This window comes from Peribacillus sp. V2I11 (assembly GCF_030817135.1).
GTDB lineage: Bacteria > Bacillota > Bacilli > Bacillales > DSM-1321 > Peribacillus > Peribacillus simplex.
In genome coordinates this window covers 2,881,742-2,901,590 of sequence record NZ_JAUSYW010000001.1, presented here as the reverse complement: position 1 = coordinate 2,901,590, position 19,849 = coordinate 2,881,742, and the positions used below count along the sequence as shown (strand labels likewise).

20 protein-coding genes are annotated in these 19,849 nt (G+C 41.9%); 6 read left to right on the top strand and 14 right to left on the bottom strand.

The features are described from left to right. Window positions 1-162: 162 nt before the first annotated feature. The 7 genes from glpK to QFZ73_RS14030 form a co-directional block, all read right to left on the bottom strand. Window positions 163-1,653: a glycerol kinase GlpK gene (gene glpK, locus QFZ73_RS14060; protein ID WP_307267119.1), complete on the bottom strand. Its 1,491-nt coding sequence runs from the start codon at window positions 1,651-1,653 to the stop codon at window positions 163-165. A gap of 21 nt (window positions 1,654-1,674) precedes the next feature. Further along, complete coding sequence (locus QFZ73_RS14055; RefSeq protein ID WP_251437368.1) at window positions 1,675-2,499, bottom strand: MIP/aquaporin family protein; 825 nt, start codon at window positions 2,497-2,499, stop codon at window positions 1,675-1,677. Between the two features lie 226 nt (window positions 2,500-2,725). Next, complete coding sequence (locus tag QFZ73_RS14050; protein ID WP_048683275.1) at window positions 2,726-3,268, bottom strand: glycerol-3-phosphate responsive antiterminator; 543 nt, start codon at window positions 3,266-3,268, stop codon at window positions 2,726-2,728. A 173-nt stretch (window positions 3,269-3,441) separates the two neighbouring features. Next, window positions 3,442-3,870 (bottom strand): hypothetical protein, encoded by a 429-nt coding sequence (locus tag QFZ73_RS14045; protein WP_251437370.1) that lies wholly within the window; start codon window positions 3,868-3,870, stop codon window positions 3,442-3,444. A gap of 63 nt (window positions 3,871-3,933) precedes the next feature. Further along, complete coding sequence (locus QFZ73_RS14040; RefSeq protein ID WP_307267108.1) at window positions 3,934-4,458, bottom strand: hypothetical protein; 525 nt, start codon at window positions 4,456-4,458, stop codon at window positions 3,934-3,936. Between the two features lie 251 nt (window positions 4,459-4,709). Further along, complete coding sequence (locus QFZ73_RS14035; protein ID WP_307267099.1) at window positions 4,710-5,810, bottom strand: CaiB/BaiF CoA transferase family protein; 1,101 nt, start codon at window positions 5,808-5,810, stop codon at window positions 4,710-4,712. Between the two features lie 233 nt (window positions 5,811-6,043). After that, entirely contained in the window at window positions 6,044-7,525 is a 1,482-nt protein-coding gene (locus QFZ73_RS14030) for an amino acid permease (protein WP_307267096.1), read from the bottom strand. Between the two features lie 442 nt (window positions 7,526-7,967). Here QFZ73_RS14030 and QFZ73_RS14025 point away from each other — a divergent pair, with 442 nt between their 5' ends. Next, entirely contained in the window at window positions 7,968-9,593 is a 1,626-nt protein-coding gene (locus QFZ73_RS14025; RefSeq protein WP_307267094.1) for a M4 family metallopeptidase, read from the top strand. Window positions 9,594-10,020: 427 nt separating this feature from the next. Next, window positions 10,021-10,422: an SET domain-containing protein gene (locus tag QFZ73_RS14020; protein WP_192206858.1), complete on the top strand. Its 402-nt coding sequence runs from the start codon at window positions 10,021-10,023 to the stop codon at window positions 10,420-10,422. A 177-nt stretch (window positions 10,423-10,599) separates the two neighbouring features. Here QFZ73_RS14020 and QFZ73_RS14015 read toward each other — a convergent pair whose 3' ends face one another. Together QFZ73_RS14015 and nagZ are read right to left on the bottom strand one after the other, a co-directional pair. Then, complete coding sequence (locus QFZ73_RS14015; protein ID WP_063234131.1) at window positions 10,600-10,788, bottom strand: hypothetical protein; 189 nt, start codon at window positions 10,786-10,788, stop codon at window positions 10,600-10,602. 91 nt (window positions 10,789-10,879) lie between these two features. Beyond that, window positions 10,880-12,103: a beta-N-acetylhexosaminidase gene (nagZ, locus tag QFZ73_RS14010; RefSeq protein ID WP_307267085.1), complete on the bottom strand. Its 1,224-nt coding sequence runs from the start codon at window positions 12,101-12,103 to the stop codon at window positions 10,880-10,882. A 183-nt stretch (window positions 12,104-12,286) separates the two neighbouring features. Here nagZ and QFZ73_RS14005 point away from each other — a divergent pair, with 183 nt between their 5' ends. Then, a complete protein-coding gene (locus QFZ73_RS14005; RefSeq protein WP_251437380.1) occupies window positions 12,287-12,640 on the top strand; it encodes a hypothetical protein in 354 nt (117 codons plus the stop codon). Window positions 12,641-12,703: 63 nt separating this feature from the next. Here the strand turns inward: QFZ73_RS14005 and QFZ73_RS14000 are convergent, their stop codons facing one another. Continuing rightward, entirely contained in the window at window positions 12,704-13,486 is a 783-nt protein-coding gene (locus QFZ73_RS14000; protein ID WP_251437381.1) for a TrmB family transcriptional regulator, read from the bottom strand. 216 nt (window positions 13,487-13,702) lie between these two features. On the opposite strand from QFZ73_RS14000, the gene QFZ73_RS13995 reads away from it, so the two are divergent. Both QFZ73_RS13995 and QFZ73_RS13990 read left to right on the top strand, forming a co-directional pair. Beyond that, the gene (locus tag QFZ73_RS13995) at window positions 13,703-14,473 is read left to right on the top strand and encodes a TSUP family transporter (protein ID WP_307267078.1); all 771 of its coding nucleotides are present in this window, start codon (window positions 13,703-13,705) and stop codon (window positions 14,471-14,473) included. A 99-nt stretch (window positions 14,474-14,572) separates the two neighbouring features. Then, on the top strand, window positions 14,573-15,337 hold the full coding sequence (locus QFZ73_RS13990; protein WP_307267073.1) for an oxidoreductase: 765 nt from the start codon (window positions 14,573-14,575) through the stop codon (window positions 15,335-15,337). Window positions 15,338-15,597: 260 nt separating this feature from the next. On the opposite strand, the gene QFZ73_RS13985 is transcribed toward QFZ73_RS13990, so the two are convergent. Next, the gene (locus QFZ73_RS13985) at window positions 15,598-16,038 is read right to left on the bottom strand and encodes a peptidylprolyl isomerase (RefSeq protein WP_063234129.1); all 441 of its coding nucleotides are present in this window, start codon (window positions 16,036-16,038) and stop codon (window positions 15,598-15,600) included. A gap of 162 nt (window positions 16,039-16,200) precedes the next feature. On the opposite strand from QFZ73_RS13985, the gene QFZ73_RS13980 reads away from it, so the two are divergent. Beyond that, window positions 16,201-17,193 carry an NADPH:quinone oxidoreductase family protein gene (locus QFZ73_RS13980; protein ID WP_307267068.1) on the top strand — a complete coding sequence of 331 codons (993 nt, stop codon included), beginning with the start codon at window positions 16,201-16,203 and terminating at the stop codon, window positions 17,191-17,193. 37 nt (window positions 17,194-17,230) lie between these two features. Here the strand turns inward: QFZ73_RS13980 and QFZ73_RS13975 are convergent, their stop codons facing one another. The 3 genes from QFZ73_RS13975 to QFZ73_RS13965 form a co-directional block, all read right to left on the bottom strand. Then, window positions 17,231-18,697, bottom strand: coding sequence for a PAS domain-containing sensor histidine kinase (locus QFZ73_RS13975; protein WP_307267064.1), 1,467 nt, complete (start codon window positions 18,695-18,697; stop codon window positions 17,231-17,233). Window positions 18,698-18,844: 147 nt separating this feature from the next. Continuing rightward, on the bottom strand, window positions 18,845-19,273 hold the full coding sequence (locus QFZ73_RS13970; RefSeq protein ID WP_251437386.1) for a cell wall hydrolase: 429 nt from the start codon (window positions 19,271-19,273) through the stop codon (window positions 18,845-18,847). A 224-nt stretch (window positions 19,274-19,497) separates the two neighbouring features. Next, window positions 19,498-19,767, bottom strand: a complete 270-nt coding sequence (locus tag QFZ73_RS13965; RefSeq protein WP_034310405.1) for a DUF1292 domain-containing protein — start codon at window positions 19,765-19,767, stop codon at window positions 19,498-19,500. Window positions 19,768-19,849 lie beyond the last annotated feature (82 nt).

Genomic DNA, 19,849 nt, shown 5'->3' with positions numbered 1-19,849 from the left:
ATATCCCTAATCTGCCATTAAAAACAAAAAAAGAGACCATAAATGCACATTATCGAATTAACGATAACGCATTCATGGTCTCTCCTGTTCTCCGGCCGAGTTATTAACTTGATTTAATTATAGCATACTCCAGCTCATTTGAGAAAGAATACATCCTGTTTTTTATTTAAACGCCATAGCGGCATGTACAGCTTTTTTCCAGCCTTCATATAATTTTTCACTATCTTGCTCTTCCATGGATGGTTTAAAGGTTTTGTCCACTGCCCATTGACGGGAGATTTCTTCTTGATCCTTCCAATACCCGACAGCAAGTCCAGCTAAGTATGCAGCTCCTAATGCTGTAGTTTCGTTTATGGTCGGCCTCTCGACAGGCACCCGTAATAAGTCGCTTTGGAATTGCATCAAGAAGTCATTCATGACCGCCCCGCCATCCACTCTTAATGTCTGCAGCTCGATTCCTGAATCCGCCTCCATTGCATCAAGGACATCCTTCGTTTGATACGCAAGTGATTCAAGTGTGGCACGAATGAAATGTTCTTTGGATGTGCCGCGCGTCAAACCAAAGACGGCTCCCCGCACTTCGCTGTCCCAATATGGAGTTCCAAGTCCTACAAAAGCCGGTACCACATATACTCCATCCGTACTTTCCACCCGTTTTGCATAGGCTTCGCTGTCCTTGGCATCATGAAGCATCCGCAGACCATCGCGCAGCCATTGGATTGCGGAGCCAGCTACGAATATACTGCCTTCCAGTGCATATTCGACCTTCCCATTCAATCCCCAAGCAAGGGTCGTCAATAGTCCGTGTTCGGAACTGACAGCCTTTTCGCCTGTATTCATGAGCATGAAACAGCCTGTTCCATACGTATTTTTAGCCATTCCTTCATTAAAGCAGGCTTGGCCGAATAATGCTGCCTGCTGATCACCTGCTGCCCCGGCGATTGGAATTGATTGGCCGAAGAAATGATATTCGATCGTACGTGCATACTCCTCAGATGAAGGCCTTACTTCCGGCAGCATTGACTTTGGTACAGTCAATATCTCAAGCAGTTCTTCATCCCATTTCAGTTCATGGATATTGTACATCAATGTCCGGGATGCATTGGAATAGTCCGTTACATGAACCTTGCCTCCTGATAGCTTCCAGATCAGCCAAGTATCGATGGTACCGAATAACAGCTTGCCTTCATCCGCCTTTTGTCGTGCCCCTTCTACATTATCGAGGATCCATTTCACTTTCGTTCCGGAAAAATATGCATCTATCAACAATCCCGTTTTATCCCGGAATAGATCATTAAGTCCCTTTTCCTTCAAATCATCACAGATTTCACTTGTTTGCCTGGACTGCCATACAATCGCATTATAGACAGGGGTACCTGTTTCCTTATCCCAAACGACTGCCGTTTCACGCTGATTAGTGATCCCGATACCGGCAATTTGCTCTGGCTTTACACCGGATTCAGATAGTACACCGGCAATCACCGCCAGGATCGATCCCCAAATCTCATTGGCGTTATGCTCGACCCAGCCTGGTTTAGGGAAATGCTGCGTGAATTCCTTTTGGGAGGAATGGACGATTTCCCCCTTTTCGTTAAATAAAATCGCCCGCGAACTTGTTGTTCCTTGATCTAATGATAAAATGTATTTTTCCATTGTGTATGCCCCTCCTTTTAATTAACTAGCAATATTTCTGCTTTCCAATTCATGTGACTGTTTTTTACCAAAAGCATAGGCTAATATCAATAGTACCAGGCCTATACCCAAAACAGACCAAAATCCTGCTGTTATTTCCCCCATAAAGAAGGCTTTATAACAAACGGCACCAAGTGAACCCCCAACAATCGGTCCAACGACCGGAATCCATGAATAGCCCCAATTGGAATTGCCTTTACCAGGTATCGGCAGCAAAAAGTGAGCGATGCGCGGCCCCAGGTCGCGGGCCGGGTTAATGGCGTATCCGGTCGTTCCTCCAAGTGACATCCCGATCACGACAATCAATAACCCGACTGCGAATGGGTTTAGACCCTCTGTAAAATCATTGGCACCTATAAATAATAAACCAAGGATAAGGATGAAAGTTCCAATCATCTCACTTAATAGATTTGATAATGTGTGCGGGATTGCAGGTGAAGTCGCAAACACTCCAAGCTTCGTTCCTGGATCATCAGTTGCTTTCCAGTGTGGCAAATAGTGCAGGAATACTAGAGTTGCGCCCAGGATTGCGCCAATCATTTGGGCCACGATGTAACCGGGCACATCACTCCAAGGAAATTCTCCAATAATGGCAAACCCTACTGTGACCGCCGGGTTTAAATGCGCCCCGCTTATGGAACCCACTGCAAAAACACCCATGGTAACAGCCAATCCCCACGCTATCGTGATAACGATCCAACCGGCATCCTTTGCATATGAACCCTTTAAGGATGAACCCGCCCCAATACCTGCTCCGAATAAAACCAATATCATCGTGCCTAACACTTCTCCCCAAAATGGAGTCATGATAAAACCCCTCCCCTGATAAATTTTTAAACTTTGCCAACAAATAAAAGGAGATCCACAGCAGAACTATCTTCATAAAAAAATTATGAATAGATCTGTTGTGAATCTCCTAGTCTCCGTCACATATATTAACTTGTACTGTAAAATATACTAGGTTATGAAAACGCTGTCAATATTTTGTGAAAAATAAATCTATTTTTCTGTAATTTTTTTCAATTCGTCCCTATTAGACGATATCCCATAATTCAGTTTTGGAAGTGGTGATTGACGACGCTCCAGCATCAAGGGCGTTCAGGACTTCATCCGAAGTACGTATGAGGCCGCCTGCAAAAATGGGTGTCTGCAATCGTTCCTTCACTTCTTTTATCATCCATGGCATGGCGCCCGGCAATACTTCGATATAATCCGGCTTGGTTTTCTGCACCAGCTTATAACTTTTCTCAAGCGCATGTGAGTCTATTAAAAAGATTCGCTGGATGGCAATGACCCCCTTTTGCTTCGCTTTCAATATAACGCTTGATTTAGTCGAAATCAGCCCATAGGGATTATATTCCTGACAAATGAATTCTGTCGCGTACTCATCACTTCTTATGCCATGAATCAAATCGACATGATAGATCATTTTCTTATTATGCTGCTTTGCCATCATACTTACATTTTTCAATTGTGATATATGCAAATCAAGAAACACACCTATTTCATAGGAACTTTCTAAAAATCTTTCGAAATCCTTCATGCTTGCAGAAGCAGGCAAAATCTTCTGATCCATTATTATCCTCCTCATTCCCAGAAAAACTCAAAACTTCAAGTCATTTAGTATATTTTAAAGAGCTTGATTTATCAAACACATTTTTTTCATGACCGATGTCACCATAACACTAACATACCTGGCACTCCCTTTATAGATTGCAGTTAAGGATGTATGTAAAATATCCCCTTAAATCATAAAGAAAGTTTCATTTTCAATGCACCTTCGACAAGTTCATACGATTTAATTGTGCCCACCGGAACTTTTCTCACGAGGTTCCAAGCATTAACATTCATTTTGATCGTTCTATTTTCAAATTCAAAAAATGGCGGTCTGTTAAATATCCTTTGGTTGATGAAATTCCTGTCAATTGGTTCCATTTCCACTAATTCAAATGAAATCGTTCTATTTTCGACGTGTACCGGTTTTAATGTAATCCGGAAAGCTACGTTTTTCTTAAACATCATTTTTTTCACTTCCATCGTTCCCGAAAGCACGATATGCTTTGGCGTAATATCGACTTTAATATCCTGATCATATGATTTCATTTTTATGATTCTCTCTATCATAGCTTCAGTTACCGTTATCGGTATGCCATTTTTGAATGGATTGAATGTACTCATCCTCGCATTCCCCTCCTGCCATGCATATGGAACGTCGGTTATAGCATATGCCGGGTTTACCGATTACTTGCAGCTATCTTCATCATCCATTTTCTTCACAAATATATCATCCGTCACCCTATCTTCCAGCTTGTTCCTCAATGCCAATTCCGCAGCCTTCCCATCACTAGGCGACCCGTCCGAGAAATACATCGGAAACAAGGAGAAAAACATAATATAGAAAGAAAAATAGATAAATTGATACCAGATTACCGAGCTTTCCAAGATATTCTGATACACTAAGCTATATATGATCAGCATGCCGACTAAATTAAAGATAGCCCCCCCTAAATATATCAGCGTATTCGTCAATCGATTATCATGTTTCAATCCCTTGAACTCGCAAGTCCCGTTCCAAAAATAATATTTCCTCACCTCTATGTTCCGAAAGGCGAAAAGTTTATTACCACAACCGATCAAGATTTTCTTTTCTGATCCCCCAAAGATCGTAACAAAGAAAATATGCCCGCTCAAATGTATCAGCGTAACGATCGGCATGATCAAAAAAAAGGAAAATAGAAATTTAATGATATCAGAGAGACCAAACATGTCTAATAAATCCTCCTTACCTGAGCAATTTTCTCAAAAGCCCTTTGACAGGGATGTTACTCTGATACCCTGTCCAAATTAGTTATAACCAGTAAAATTTCACAGTAGCAATATGTTGCTTTCCACAAGTGATAAGAGGATAATTTGTTCTCCTTCTGCTTAATACGGCCTTCCGCCGCTTTTTCGGCCCTCAAAAAAACGGCTATCCCTTTCCAAAAAACTCGGAAAAGGGATAGCCTTTACATCATTATTTAGCGATTGGGGGTGCGAAGAATTTCTGCGTTGTTTTGTCCTGGCCTCAAGCCTGCATGTTTATATTCAGGGGTGAAAACCGATGTTTTGATCGGGCATGCGATTTGCTTCTGGGCACTTCCTTTTCCGTCAGGTACCTTGACGATCATTCCCCTCTCCTTCAATTGGGGGTGTTCGGCCGCTTCAGTGAAGGTCAGCACTGGTTCTGCGCAGGCCTCGAAATCAGCGAATATTTCCTGCCATTCATGAAAATCTCTTTCAAGAAAAGCAAGTCGAATGGCCGTTTTAAACCTGATTCCGCTTTCTTCATCGCTTTTCATGCTCAGTTTATACAATTCGGGTGCACCGATCGCTTCACATAATGCTTTTCGAAAAGGGGGCTCAAGGCTTCCTACCGAAAAATAGCGTCCACATTTCGTTTCATAAAAGTCATAAAAGGACCCTCCGTTTAACATCAGTTTTTCTGGTTCAAGCTCGAGGCCCCCTTGTAAATTCAGAGGTGCGGATATGGCATTCAAGGCAAAACTGCAGTCGGTCATGCTGATGTCGATGGCTTGGCCTTCTCCTGTTCTTTCCCTATGAATGACAGCAGATAATATACCGATAACAGCATGCAGTGAGCCTCCGGCAAGATCTGCTATTTGGGTTCCGTTTTTTGCCGGCCCGTCCTTTTTCGTACCGGAATAGCCTGATAAGCCTGCAATCGAAATATAATTGATATCATGTCCCGGTCGGTCTTTATAGGGACCGGTCTGGCCGAAGCCAGTGATGGAACAGTAAATCAGCTTCGGATTGATCCATTTTAATGCCTCATACCCCAGTCCTAGGCGTTCCATGACACCTGGACGGAATTGTTCAATGACGATATCGTATTCCTTCACTAGATTTTTTACGGATTCGATGGACCCGGATTGTTTTAAATCAAGTGTGATCGACTTCTTCGATCTGTTAAGATATTGGTTCACACCCCATGAATCCTTCGCTCCCGGCCTCTCTACCTTCAAAACGTCCGCTCCTAAATCCGCTAGCATCAAAGTGGCAAATGGGCCTGGCAGTAACGTTGAAAAGTCCAATACTTTTAAATGAGTCAATAAGGTCATCAGCCGTGCACCTTCCCTTTCCCTTGGAAATATTAAAAGCTTTCCCCGTCGTTCTGTACATTCAATTTAGCAGAGTTTACGATTATCATATAACACCTCCCACTAGATTTGTATAAATTTCCATTTACCAAAAATAAAAAACTAGGAATCAGCTTCCTAGCTTTTGATAATGAGCCTATGGAAAACAAGTAAAAGCCGGACAAATTGTCCGGCTGATTTTACTTTACACTTGTTCATTCATATTTTTTGTCAAAGTCAAATTCGACTTCATCAAGTTTAACGAATTTAGTTTTTCTTACCAGTTTATAGCCAAACCATAGACCAAGGAAAAGCGGAATTCCCAGGTATGCTGCTATAACACTTCCCCAATCGATCTGGTCTGAGAAAAAGGCTTGGATATTTTGGGACAGGATGACGATCATGCCAATTAAAATGGCAAAGATCGGTCCAATCGGGAACCATAATGCCTTATAGGGCAGCTTCTCCAATGAATGGCCTTGAGCGATGAATGCTTTCCGGAAACGGTAATGGCTGATGGAAATGCCCAGCCAAAAGATAAATCCTGTAATTCCAATGGCATTCATTAACCAAATATACACTTTACCATCACCGAATATGGAGGCTAAAAATGCCAGCATGCCGATGGAACATGTCAAAATCATTCCTGCAACCGGTACTCCGCGTTTATTAAGCTTTGCAAAAATACGAGGTGCTTGCCCATCTTTTGCCATTGAATATAACATACGCGTAGATGCATATAGACTGGAGTTACCTGCAGATAATACCGCTGTTAAAATGACGGCATTCATAAGCGAAGCAGCAAAGGCCACTCCAGCTTTTTCAAAAATGAGCGTGAATGGGCTTACCATGACGTTATCACCTTGTAAACTTGAGTTCGTATAAGGGATAAGCAGTCCTATTACAAAGATTGCCAATACGTAAAAGAGCAGGATTCTCCAGAAGACACTTTTAATGGCCTTCGGTATATTCCGTGCAGGATCTTCACTCTCCCCGGCAGCCACACCGACAATTTCGGTACCTTGAAAAGAAAAGCCAGCCGCTATGAACACGATGAAGACACCCATGAACCCACCCGGGAAAGGAGCGTCATCGACGGTGAAGTTTTTAAAGCCTACTGCTTCGCCGCCCATAATGCCGACGATCATTAGCAGCCCGACGATTATAAAAATAACGATGGCTGTTACTTTTATGAAGGAAAACCAGTATTCCCCTTCACCATATCCTTTAACGGATAAATAGTTCAATAGGAAAATGAGCACCAAGAATGATGAGCTCCATAACAATGATGGACTATTCGGAAACCAGAATTTCATGATCATTGTCGAGGCCGCCAACTCTGCCGCTATCGTCATCGACCAATTGAACCAATACGTCCATCCCAAGGCAAAACCAAATGCCGGATCGACGAATTTCGATCCATAAGTACTGAAAGAGCCGCTTGTCGGCATAAAGGCTGCCAGTTCCCCTAAGCTCGTCATCACAAAGTACACCATTGCCCCAACTAAGGCATAAGCAAGTAATGCGCCGCCTGGCCCAGCTGTATGAATGGCTGCCCCGCTGCTAAGGAACAGCCCGGTGCCAATAGCCCCGCCAATGGAAATCATCGTTAAATGACGGGATTTTAAACCGCGCTTTAATTCTTGTTCTTCTTGCTTTGGAGGATGCAAGATGTCATTGTCTTGTTTTGGTATCATAAATTTTCATCCCTTTCTATATAAGCGCTTTCATATATGGGAAATCCATTTAATAAATTTTCCTATTTCATAGACTTTCAAATAGATCCAATTTACAATTCGAATTCCTTTTCTGATATATATGCAATTTTCATGCCAGATTTATAAAACGCAATAATCAACAAATTATTAAAAAAACGCCTTCAATAGACAATTTTTTTTGCACTTTACGCCACGTTTTTTTGCACATTACGCCATGTTTTTTTGCACTTTTATTCATTTGGTTCTATATAAATACATTCCAAATATTACTAAAAGAATATATTCAAAGAATATTTCTTTCAAAATCCATTTTTCTCCATTTTATTCCTTTAAATGTCATATTTTTCGCGAGTTTTATCCATTTGATAATAATAATGAAACGATGTAAAAATGAGGTATTCTCATGAAGGAGTTGAATGTTATGAAAGGTAAGGTATTTTTAGGAACTGCACTATCCATCGGTCTTTTATTTTCTGCTATTCCCCATCAAGAAGCTTTAGCGGCAAAGAATGTGTTAAGTGTTGAAAAGTACAATAAGCATAAGGATTCGCTAGAATTCAAGTCTGGGAACCTTACGGATCCATCAAAGCAAGCGGCAGAAGATATCATTCTTACCTTTTTTGATGAAAACAAAAAGTCTTACAAGCTAGAAAAGCAAAAGGCGAAAGACTCCTTCACGATCCAGAAAGAAAGCAAGGATGAACTAGGCAATACCATCCTTAGATTGCAACAAACCTATAAAGGCGTACCTGTATGGAATTCCACACAAGCAGTATCGATTGACTCTAAAGGTGTATTGACGGTCGTGTCCGGTACGGTTGAAGCCAATTTAAACACTAAATTAGGGAAAAAGGCAAAAAAAGGCATCAGTAAATCCGAAGCTATCAAAATAGCGGAAGCGGATCTTGGGTTCACTCCTGCCTACGAACAATCGCCTGAATCTGACCTATATGTATACGCAAATAAAGGCAAGGCCGATTATGTATATAAAGTCAATTTGAAATTCTTAAGTCCGGAACCAGGAAATCATAATTATTTCATTTCAGTCAAAACGGGTAAAATCCTGAATAAATTTAATACACTGGATGAAGTGACGGGGACCAATTCCGTCGGAACGGGCACCGGGGTCTTAAACAACACCGTGTCACTGAACACTACCTTATCCAGCGGCAAATACTATTTACAAGACAATACACGCGGCAAAGGCATCTACACTTATAATGCCAATAACCGATCAAGATTGCCTGGTACACTCTTTTCCAACACAACAAATGCTTTTACTGCTTCTACCGATAAAGCTGGTGTGGATGCTCATTTTTATGCGGGTAAAACCTATGATTATTACAAATCCACATTTGGACGGAACTCTTATGATGGAAATGGAACCATCCTGAAGTCAACCGTTCATTATGGCTCGAGATACAATAATGCTTTCTGGGATGGCAACCAAATGGTTTACGGTGATGGAGATGGCACGACGTTCATCCCATTGTCCGGCGGTCTGGATGTCGTTGCACACGAACTGACGCATGCCGTTTCTTCCACTGAATCGAATCTTACCTACCAATATGAATCCGGTGCTTTGAATGAAGCGATTTCTGATATTTTTGGCACCGTTGTCGAATTTAAGAATCAAAGTGCCAAAGCGGATTATTTGATCGGAGAAGATATTTACACACCAAATATTTCCGGCGATGCACTCCGTTCAATGGCTAATCCAACATTGAATGGTGACCCTGACCATTATTCGAACCGTTATACTGGAACGGGTGATAATGGAGGAGTACACACGAACAGCGGAATCATAAATAAGGCAGCATATTTGATCTCTGCAGGCGGAACTCACCATGGCGTAAGTGTATCCGGAATCGGCATTGATAAACTGGGAACCATCTTTTACCGGGCAAACACGACTTATTTAACTTCCTCGTCGACATTTTCACAAGCCAGAGCGGCAGTCGTACAAGCGGCCTCTGATTTATACGGTTCAACCAGTGCAGAAGTCACAGCTGTCAAAAATGCCTTTACAGCTGTGGGTGTGAATTAAGAGATTTACCTATATGAACGGCACCTCCCTAGCTTCACTTCTAGCGGAGGTGTTTTTTCTTATGTACTGTAATAGATAAACCGATTATTCACATTCATTTTAGAATAACAATGGATTTTCCGATACATCATAATAAACAGTAAAAATCGGTATCCAGGACTCACAGGTCATACTATCTTCCTTCATGATGGCACTTCCCGCTCCACGAAGATGTTTCGTCCTTCCGAGGATTATTTCGGCCGCTCGCTACCTTTTTTCGGCCTTCATGTGCAGAATTCCGTCCTACGGTACAGGTAGAGCTCCAATAAAAAACTATCGTGTCGTTTACTAAAAATGATTAATTCCGTAAAATAGTTGCTTTTCTCCTAATTAACTGTCAAGCTTAGATGATCTGGACTATATTGAATAGAACAAGTAGGTGACGAACATGATTGAAGTTAAAACTTCCACACTCAGTGATGGTGAGTTCAATAGAGGCGTATTCGCAACACGAGATATTAAAAAAGGTGAGCTTTTGCATGAGGCACCTGTCATTGCTTATCCAAACGAGGAGCATGTTTTCATAGAGAAGACATTGCTGGCTGATTATGCGTTTGAATATGGAATTAACCATACTGCCATGCTTTTAGGTTATGGCATGCTGTTTAATCATTCTTATACACCCAACGCTACGTATGACATTAACTTCAAGAATCATACGTTTGATTTCTTTGCTTACACCGACATAAAAGCAGGAGAAGAAATCCTGATTAATTATAATGGTGAAGTCGATAACGAGGATCCGCTTTGGTTCAATAAAGAAGATGACGGTGAAGATGAAGCTGAATGATCATTGATCATTCATGAAAGCACTTGTACTTTTGAAAACCTGTCCAAGGTTTATCGAAAGAATCGGGTGCTTTCTTTTTCCTTTCCCCGGCTTCTGCTGGCGGTTTAATCGTTTACCAAAAGGATGTTAAGCAATAAAAAAAGCCCCATTAATAACAACTTAATGGGGTTATTTACTTTAACGTACGGATGGGTTACTTGATTTTGTTTTGGTTATTGATTGGAATTGGCTCTTAACCTTATCAATGGTTTCTGGTGTGGCTAGGGATCTTATTTGACCCATGGTTTTTTCACGGGTTTTCTTATTGCGCATTAAGAATGCGGCTGCTCCTATCAGGACGGTTCCAAGCATTTTGTTTGATGGCATGTTGGTTTCCTCCTTCAAGTTAGTCATATATAGTATTCCCTCTATCAGCTGATTTAAACAAAAGCATCCTCTTGAGAGAACGGTTACGCTTTTATTTATCCTCGCTCAGGCTTTCGATATACTTTATGCTTTCGGGATTTTTCACGACTTTTTCAGCTTTGTCCGGGTCAGCTTTCGTTTGCTTCATATTGTTAAGTTTATATGTCAGCACTCTTTTCACTGACTCGTTAATTCTATCCATTGGAACTTCCCCTGCCTTTACTGCTTGCAGTAATCCGTTATATACCTCAAGCTCATGGGAATATTCATGACAGACAAGTAATAAATCGGCTCCTGCAAGGATTGCCTGCTTCCCCATATCTTCATAGGAGAAATACTTGTTCACAGCACCCATTTCCAAATCGTCGGTAACGACTAGTCCTTCATATTTGAGTTTCCCCCGCAGCAGGTCACCTATGATGATTTTAGAAAGGCTTGCTGGTTTTTCTTTATCATAGGCTGGATATTTAATGTGGGTCACCATCACGAAAAACTTTTGGTTATCCATTTCACTTATGATTTGCTTGAAAGGATAAATATCCGAATTTTCCAGATCAAGTTGGTTTGCCTCCACGGAAGATGTTTCGACATGCGGATCGATTTCGCTGCGTCCGTTTCCAGGAAAGTGCTTCAGTGCACCAGTTACCGATACATCGTTCAATCCTTGAATGGCTTTCTTTCCGTATTGATACACCTTTTCCGGATCTTGCCCAAATGAACGCTTATCCGTTTTCGATAGATCAAGTACAGGGGCGAAATTAATGTTAATCCCCATGGAGCCCAGTTCTGTCCCATTCAATTTGGCCACTTTGTACATGTCTTCAATAGAGGCATTTTTTCCAAGATCCTGTTGCGCAGGGAGGGGCGATACCCGTTCCTTCATCCTGATGATGTCCCCGCCTTCCTGATCGATGGCCACCATCAACGGAAGCGAATGTGTACTTTGATCTGCCGTTTGCTGAAGTGAATTGGATAACCTGGCCACTTGTTTAGGGGATTTCATATTGCGGTCAAAATAAATGACTCCCCCTATATGTTTTTGTTCGATAAGCTCTGTAATTTCACTGCTCTTTTCAGTTCCCTTGAAACCGACCATCATAAGCTGTCCGATTTTTTCTTCAATCGTCATTTTTTTCAGCAATTTTTCTATTTTTTCATGACTATCCGCATCGGCGTCTTCCCCTTTTTCCGCTCTGGAATTCAACTGAATGAACACCACTGAAAAAGCGAGGATTACGATGAGGAACAGACCCCAATATATATTTTTATTCTTCATGCTTTGACCTTCATTGACATTTTCTCTGTCCTTCCTTAATTGCCCTTTTATTGATTTTGCTGCACACTATCTTAATCATGTTCATAAACCGACAATTCTATATCATCATTACGAATTTTTTTGCATAAAGCATTAGCCACGTACCATACTACAAACAAAGCCTAATTAAAAGGAGATGCCCCCATGAACGGAATCTTTAAGAATATTGCCGTCACCTTCAGTCATGCAGTCGATTATGCAAAAGAAAAAATAACAGCCATTACAGGAACAACTTCTGTTACAATAGCGGAATTGGGTGAGCACATCATCAATCAGCCTGAAACAACACTGATCAGCAAGGACCTTTTAGGAATACCTTTTTCTTTTTACCATTTACAAAAAGAAGACGTTACGTACTATTTGGAGATGAAAAGCTCACAGATTCTCCAGTTGGATGTTCAAGCGCATAACCATACGATTGTGTCTTACAGGTCTTATCGAGATAAATCCAGCTTGCCCACGGCCATTAGATTTCCTAAAACCCTTTTATCCGAATGACTCTGGTACAAAAAATAAAAAAGCTGATATCCCCGCATATGGGGTTATCAGCTTTTTTCAAATCTATAGGGAGAAAAAACGATCTCTTTCGCTTGAAATCCATTTCTCGGCATCTTCTTCATCCTTTTTGACCAAGCGGTTAACGAGGATATCATGCCAAATGTAATTTTCGAGAAAATTGATATGAATGGGATCATCTGTGTAAAACGCCGTTTCTCTCGTTTCGGGAGAAGGGCCGTAAATCGTCTCCTTGCCATCGATGGATAAGATGAACCATTTGTTCTCTCCGATATTGTCCACATAGCTTGTTTTGCGATGTATATCTATACCTGGTAATGGGTTTTCAACCTGAAATGCAATCCCCTTGAGAGTGCAATGCGCGGCAATCCCTTTTAGCTCTTGTTCAAGTTTTCCATACATCTCGTCCCATAAGGAAACCACCACCCGTTTCTCGGCTTTTTGAATCAAAGTACGGCAAAAGGATAGGATGTGCCCTTCACCCTTAAGCGTCATTACACGATTGTCTGACATCGGTTCGATTTTCTCGAATTGTTTTAGTGTATGACTGATGGATTGGTAGGTATTATTCCATTTTGATTGGACCGATTCCAGAAACACATCGACTGGTAGCGGTGAATATTGTACCGAGTCATTGATTTCCTCTTTTAAAACGATTCCTTCTTCTTGAAGTCCATTTAATATCTCATAGATGCGGGCCCTGGGAATTCCTGATTCCTTGCTTACTTGATAGGCACTGGTTGGACCTTGGCGAACCAAAGAAACATAAGCCTTTGCTTCATATTGACTAAACCCGAGAGATTGTAGTTTTTGAATGATATCTTGCATAGTACCTCCTAGTGCTTTTAGTAAGTTATATGCCTATCATACCAAATCTCTTATCGAAATCTATTCGATTTCAAAAGGTATGACTCTTCATATTCTTATTTACAGAATGGTTTTGATTAGTTACTATCTAAATAGTGACTAATATAAATAAACTGGGTTATGGCTTCAGCAAAACTAGCATTTAGCCATAATGCCATTGATACGGAGGCTTCTTGGATGGAGGATATACAAATTTCAACACTCGTGCTGCTGATGTTTTTCGGCTTTTTGGCAGCATTCATTGATTCTGTGGTCGGCGGAGGAGGCCTGATTTCCATACCCGCTTTATTATTTTCAGGACTTTCCCCTTCTCAAGCGATCGCAACGAATAAGTTAGCAAGTTCAATGGGGTCTTTAACAAGTACCATAGCCTTCATTCGCTCAGGCAAGGTTGATTTTCGACTGGTTTCCAAACTTTTCCCACTGATTTTCATAGGTTCCCTGCTAGGAGCTTGGGTTGTCAATTTCGTCTCACCTGAATTATTAAAACCTCTGATCTTAGTTCTTTTACTAGCTATTGCCATTTATACTTTTTTTAAAAAGGACTGGGGACAGAAATCGACTTACCTTAGACTCACATGGCAAAAGGCCGCACTATTTGGGTTCGCTATATTGGCCATTGGTTTTTATGATGGATTTTTGGGCGCTGGAACGGGATCTTTCATTTTGTTTGCCTTTTTAATGATTGGCTTTGATTTTTTGCACTCTGCAGGAAATGCAAAATTTTTGAACTTCGGAAGTAATCTGGCAGCACTGATCATGTTCATATTCCTTGATACCGTCAACTTTTCCTATGGAATACCGATGGGGATTTCCATGGTAGCAGGAGCATTGGCCGGTTCAAAATTCGCCATTAAGAAAGGAGTGGCATATGTAAGAGTATTATTTATCATAGTTACCGTCATTCTGATCATGAAAAATATAATGGATTACTTAATGGGCGGTTAATTTTTTTTAATACAGCACTCTGTTCCCGCCACAGAATGTGACATATAGGAATTATTTGGGTATATGATAGGTATAGACTGTGTGGAAAGGTGTGATTGGATGATTGAAAAGTGGAATGGCGAAGAAATGGCAGATGTATCGGGGCAAACCATTGTGATTACTGGTGCAAATAGTGGACTTGGCTTCGAAACGGCTTTTGCACTGGCCGGTAAGGGGGCAGAGATCATCCTTGCCGTCCGGAATGCTTCAAAGGGTGAAAAGGCGGTCGATAGGATCTTATCGGTCCATCCTAAGGCAAATGTACACGTGATGCATCTGGATTTAAGTGATTTAAGCAGCATTCGTCATTTTGCCGATTCCTTTCAGGAAAACTATGACTCACTCTCCGTCCTCATCAATAACGCAGGTGTGATGATTCCGCCATACAGTAAGACGAAGGATGGTTTCGAGCTGCAATTCGGCAGCAATCATCTCGGTCATTTTGCTTTGACAGGCCTCCTTCTTCCGCGTATCCTTTCTACACCAAAATCGCGTGTGGTCACATTGAGCAGCTTGGCCGCCATCAATGGATATATAGACTTCGAAAACCTAAATGGTGAAAACGGTTATAAACCGATGAAATACTATGGGCAAAGCAAGCTGGCCAATCTACTCTTCGCCCGCGAATTACAGAATAAATTCAACCAGCATGATGCAAACCCGGTTAGCGTTGCCTGTCACCCGGGCCTTTCCCATACTAATCTCATGTCTCGCGGATCTGGCAAACCCATAAATAGATTCGTGCACTTTCTTTCCAAAACCATCACCCAGCCGGCAAGTAGGGAGCATTGCCTACCCTTTATGCCGCAACGGAACCTGCATTAATAGGCGGGGAGTATATCGGACCTGATGGAAAGAAGAGCAGAAAAGGCTTTCCTAGAAAAGACGATATCATAGATACTTTATATAATGAAGAAACTTCGAAAAGATTATGGGATATTTCAGAAACCTTGACAGCGGTCAAATATCGTTTCACTGAAAGCATTATACAAAAGTGACTCTATATTCCCCCGGTTTTCGCAAAAAATGCCTCCATGGACATGGCAAAAAAAGAGGGAGCATAATGCCCCCTCTTTTCGCTTTCATCATTCAGCGTCAAAAACTTCTACTTTTTCCATTTTGTCGCCATTTTTCATAGCTTTGGCTGTTTCAAGTCCAGATGTCACTTTACCGAATACTGTGTGAACACCGTTAAGATGCGGTTGTGGTTCGTGCACGATAAAGAATTGGCTTGAGCCTGTATCTTTTCCAGCATGTGCCATCGATAGGCTTCCTGCCTCATGTTTGTGAGGGTTGCCTTCTGTTTCACATTTGATTTGCTTGCCGCTTCCGCCTGCACCTGTACCTGTTGGATCTCCGCCTTGGCTTACGAAACCAGGGATGACACGGTGAAAGACTACACCATTATAAAAGCCTGTGTTTGCTAAGTTTTCGAAGTTAGCCACTGTGTTCGGTGCTTCGTTCGGGAAAAGGTCGAATTCGATCTTTTCTCCATTTGCCATAAGTATGTATCCTTTTTTAGCCATGTAAAACATCTCCTTTAATATGAACTGAATCAAATCTAATAGTACCATTTTTAGAAGCAGAAAGAAAAGCAAGCGCTACTTATTTCGAATTGTATCATTATACATTCCTATATTTTTTCTTTTATAATGGGGTAGATTCATTATTATAAGGGGGACCGAACCATGATTCAGCAATTTGATGCATTAGTCGTGAACAAGCAAGATGATCAATTCACCGTTAACATTCAGCACCTATCACTTGATGATCTACCTCAAGGCGAAGTGCTCATCCGTGTTCATTATTCCGGTGTGAACTATAAAGATAGCCTTGCCAGCATTCCTAATGGAAACATTGTCAGCAGCTATCCGATCGTTCCAGGAATTGATATGGCTGGTGTCGTCGTTTCATCTGAGGATTCGCACTTTAAAGAAGGGGACGAAGTCATTGCGACCTCCTATGGGATTGGCGTTTCGCAATCCGGCGGCTACAGTCAATTTGCCCGTGTTCCTGCAGAGTGGATCGTCCCGCTTCCTGAAGGCCTTACAATGAAAGAGGCAATGATCATCGGTACGGCCGGTTTCACTGCAGCCTTATCGGTTCTGAGACTGGAAGAAAATAACCTCACCCCTGAGCAAGGGAGCATTCTCGTCACTGGTGCAACTGGCGGGGTTGGCAGTTTCGCTGTCTCGATCCTTTCCAAACTTGGCTATTCCGTGGAAGCGAGTACTGGAAAAGAATCGGAACATGGTTACTTGAAGGAAATCGGTGCAACGACCATTGTATCGCGGGAAGATGTATATGATGGCAAGCTGCGGGCACTTGGCAAACAGAAGTGGAGCGGGGCGGTAGATCCCGTCGGCGGTGAACCGTTAGCCTCGGTCCTTAGCCAAATCAAGTATGGCGGAGCTGTTGCGGTCAGTGGGTTGACAGCTGGTACAAGCCTTCCTGCCACCGTCTTTCCATTCATCCTAAGAGGGGTTAATCTACTTGGGATCGATTCGGTCAATTGCCCGATGGATACAAGATTGAAAGTTTGGCATCGCCTTGCCACTGACTTTAAACCCGAGCATTTAGAACAGCTCGTTCAACAGGAAATTACACTTGAAGAATTGCCTGACGTCCTTCCTACCCTAATAAAAGGGGAAGCTAGAGGCAGAACGATCGTTAAACTATAAACCAAAAAGTGACGAGAGCATGGCTTCTCGTCACTTTTCATTGTGAACTTTCATTGATAGGGAGACGGATATCTACAATCGTCCCTTCTCCCACTTCGCTGCTGAAATGAATTTCCCCATTATGCTCATGGATGATTTTAGTACTGACCATGAGCCCAAACCCTGTTCCTTTTTCAGAGGTGCTATAAAAAGGCTGCCCTAGATGCTTCAAGCGCTCATTGGAGATTCCGCAGCCTTGATCCATGAATCGGATCATTGCAGAGCCTCCTTCATGGTTTAACTGTATATGAAGTTTGCCGCCATTCGGCATGGCTTCCATCGCATTATTGACGACATTCGTGAATACTTGTTTTAACTGATTCGGTTCACCAAAGACAGATGCCGAATCCATATTATATTCCTTGATGATTTCAACATCATTCAAAATCGCTTGAAACTCGGCTACCATAATCACACTATCCAATATATCGCTAAGCTGAATGAATTCACAAACCTTCACTTCTGGCTCTGCTAAACTTAAAAATTCATTGGCAAGGGTTTCGATTTTTTCAACTTCACTGACCATCATTTCAAGATAGTCCTTTTGCTCAGGGTCTTCCCTTAATAATTGTAAAAATCCCTTGACCGTCGTTAATGGATTTCTTATTTCATGTGCGATGCCTGCAGCCATCTGTCCTACCGCCGATAACATATTGGATTTACAGAGCAGCTCTTCGGTCTTTTTACGCTCCGTAATATCCCTGCAGAATACCTGTATGGCTGGTTGACCTTTATAAATAATCGGAAGACCGAGTGTTTCTCCATAAAATACTTGTCCATCAAGCCGAATGAACTTTTGTTCCAGTAAACCAACTGCCTGATGATCGTCCCTCATGGTCTCGATTCTTTTTTGTACACTTTCCCGGGACTCCAGGTGAACGAACTGAAAAACCGATTTACCGATAATATCTTCCACACTATCCATCCCAAGCATTTTTGCCCCCATGGGATTCATATACTCGATGATCCCATTGCGATGTACAAAAATCGCTTCAGGTGACACCTCCACTAAACTGCGATACCTTTGCTCACTTTCCTTCAAGGCAGCTTCAGCAAGTTTTTGATTCGTGATGTCCCGATAAACGAAAACCAGTGCACACGGCTCATTTTCATCATCCCGGATATTGAACAGGGAAATGCTTACATCGATTAACTGGCCGTCCTTCCTTAGCCTGACCGTTTCAAAGCCTTTCTTTTGTACCCCTGCCTTAATCTGGTCATGCAATTCATTGACTGACTCCTTCAAGAAATCAGGAATAATTGGAAACGGCATGCCAATGAGCTCATCATTCGTCCAACCGAAAAACTCTTCAAAACCTGCATTCACTAGAAGGGTCTTCCCTTCCAGATCAACAATGGAAATGGCGTCCGGGTTGTTCTCCACGAAAGACTTAAATATCTCTGCAATATCTTCCGGCTGTTCCCCGATTTGCCCTTGTCCATAATCAATAAGCCTTTTACTCATCAATTTTTTTATTCCTTTCTCATCAGGAAATTTACAGTCTCAATTTTACAGTATCAGTAAATCATTTGCCAGTTTTATCATATGTTTTTTCCAAGTCAAGGATTGATGCACAAAGAGGCCAAACCCCCATAAGGTTCAGCCTCTTCCTTAAAATGTATTATAAATATTTGGGCATTCTGTACCTGTTGGTTCATAAAAGCAATGGAGCTTGAAACGCCCAACCAGGGGCTGATTATACCAGGTTGCCGGACAATCTCCCGGTGGCCTGAAGTACCATAGGCTAAATTTCGAAGGCCATAACCTTTCACCATTTACACTGCGGCGTGCAAGTCTTTTTTCCCTCTCCCTTGCTCGCTGATAAAAATACCCCTTCTGCACTGCTTCAAAGGCATGCTCCTGATAAATCATGTCTGGAATCGTCCTCAACCCTTTGAAATCGGAACAATTCGACCTAATCCGATTGACTCCTACATTACCGATCATCAACATCCCTTGATCCCCTTCACCCTCGCCTTCCGCTCTAAGCAATCTTGCCAATAAGGCAAGATCGGCATCAGTGTGCTTTACAACGGCCATCCCTTCACCTCCACTTTTTTTATCCTATGCCTTGGAGGTGGAAAAATACTCCGTTTATTAACAAAATCTTCATATGGAGTACACGTCCTATCAATAAAACAACCCTATACTTAAGTAAGGCTGGATAGCACGCGTGGCTATCATGGTATTTGGCGAAGGCGGGGCCAATACTTTCTTTATACATATAAAAAAAGGCGGCACAAATTGTGCCGTCTTTTATCATGTCATTCTTTCGCTTCAAATGCCGCTTCAAACGCCAATGATACCTTTTCGAACTCTTCATCCGATTCGATATCGAGCAGTTCACCTTCGCCTTCGACCCTGAAAAAGAAAATATCGATATCTTCATCTGTATCCTCTTCAATATCTTCAAGCAAACCTACTGCAACATATTCCGTTCCTTCTACATCCAATGATCCTAAAACCTCAACTTCATGGCCTTCATCACTGTCATCAGTAAGGGTGAAAACCTCACCTTCACGAATTTTTCCCATGCTACCTCTCCTCTCATATCCATTAAATAATGGAGTTGTTTCCATAGTATATCGACTATTCCATTTAGAAACAAATTTTTGC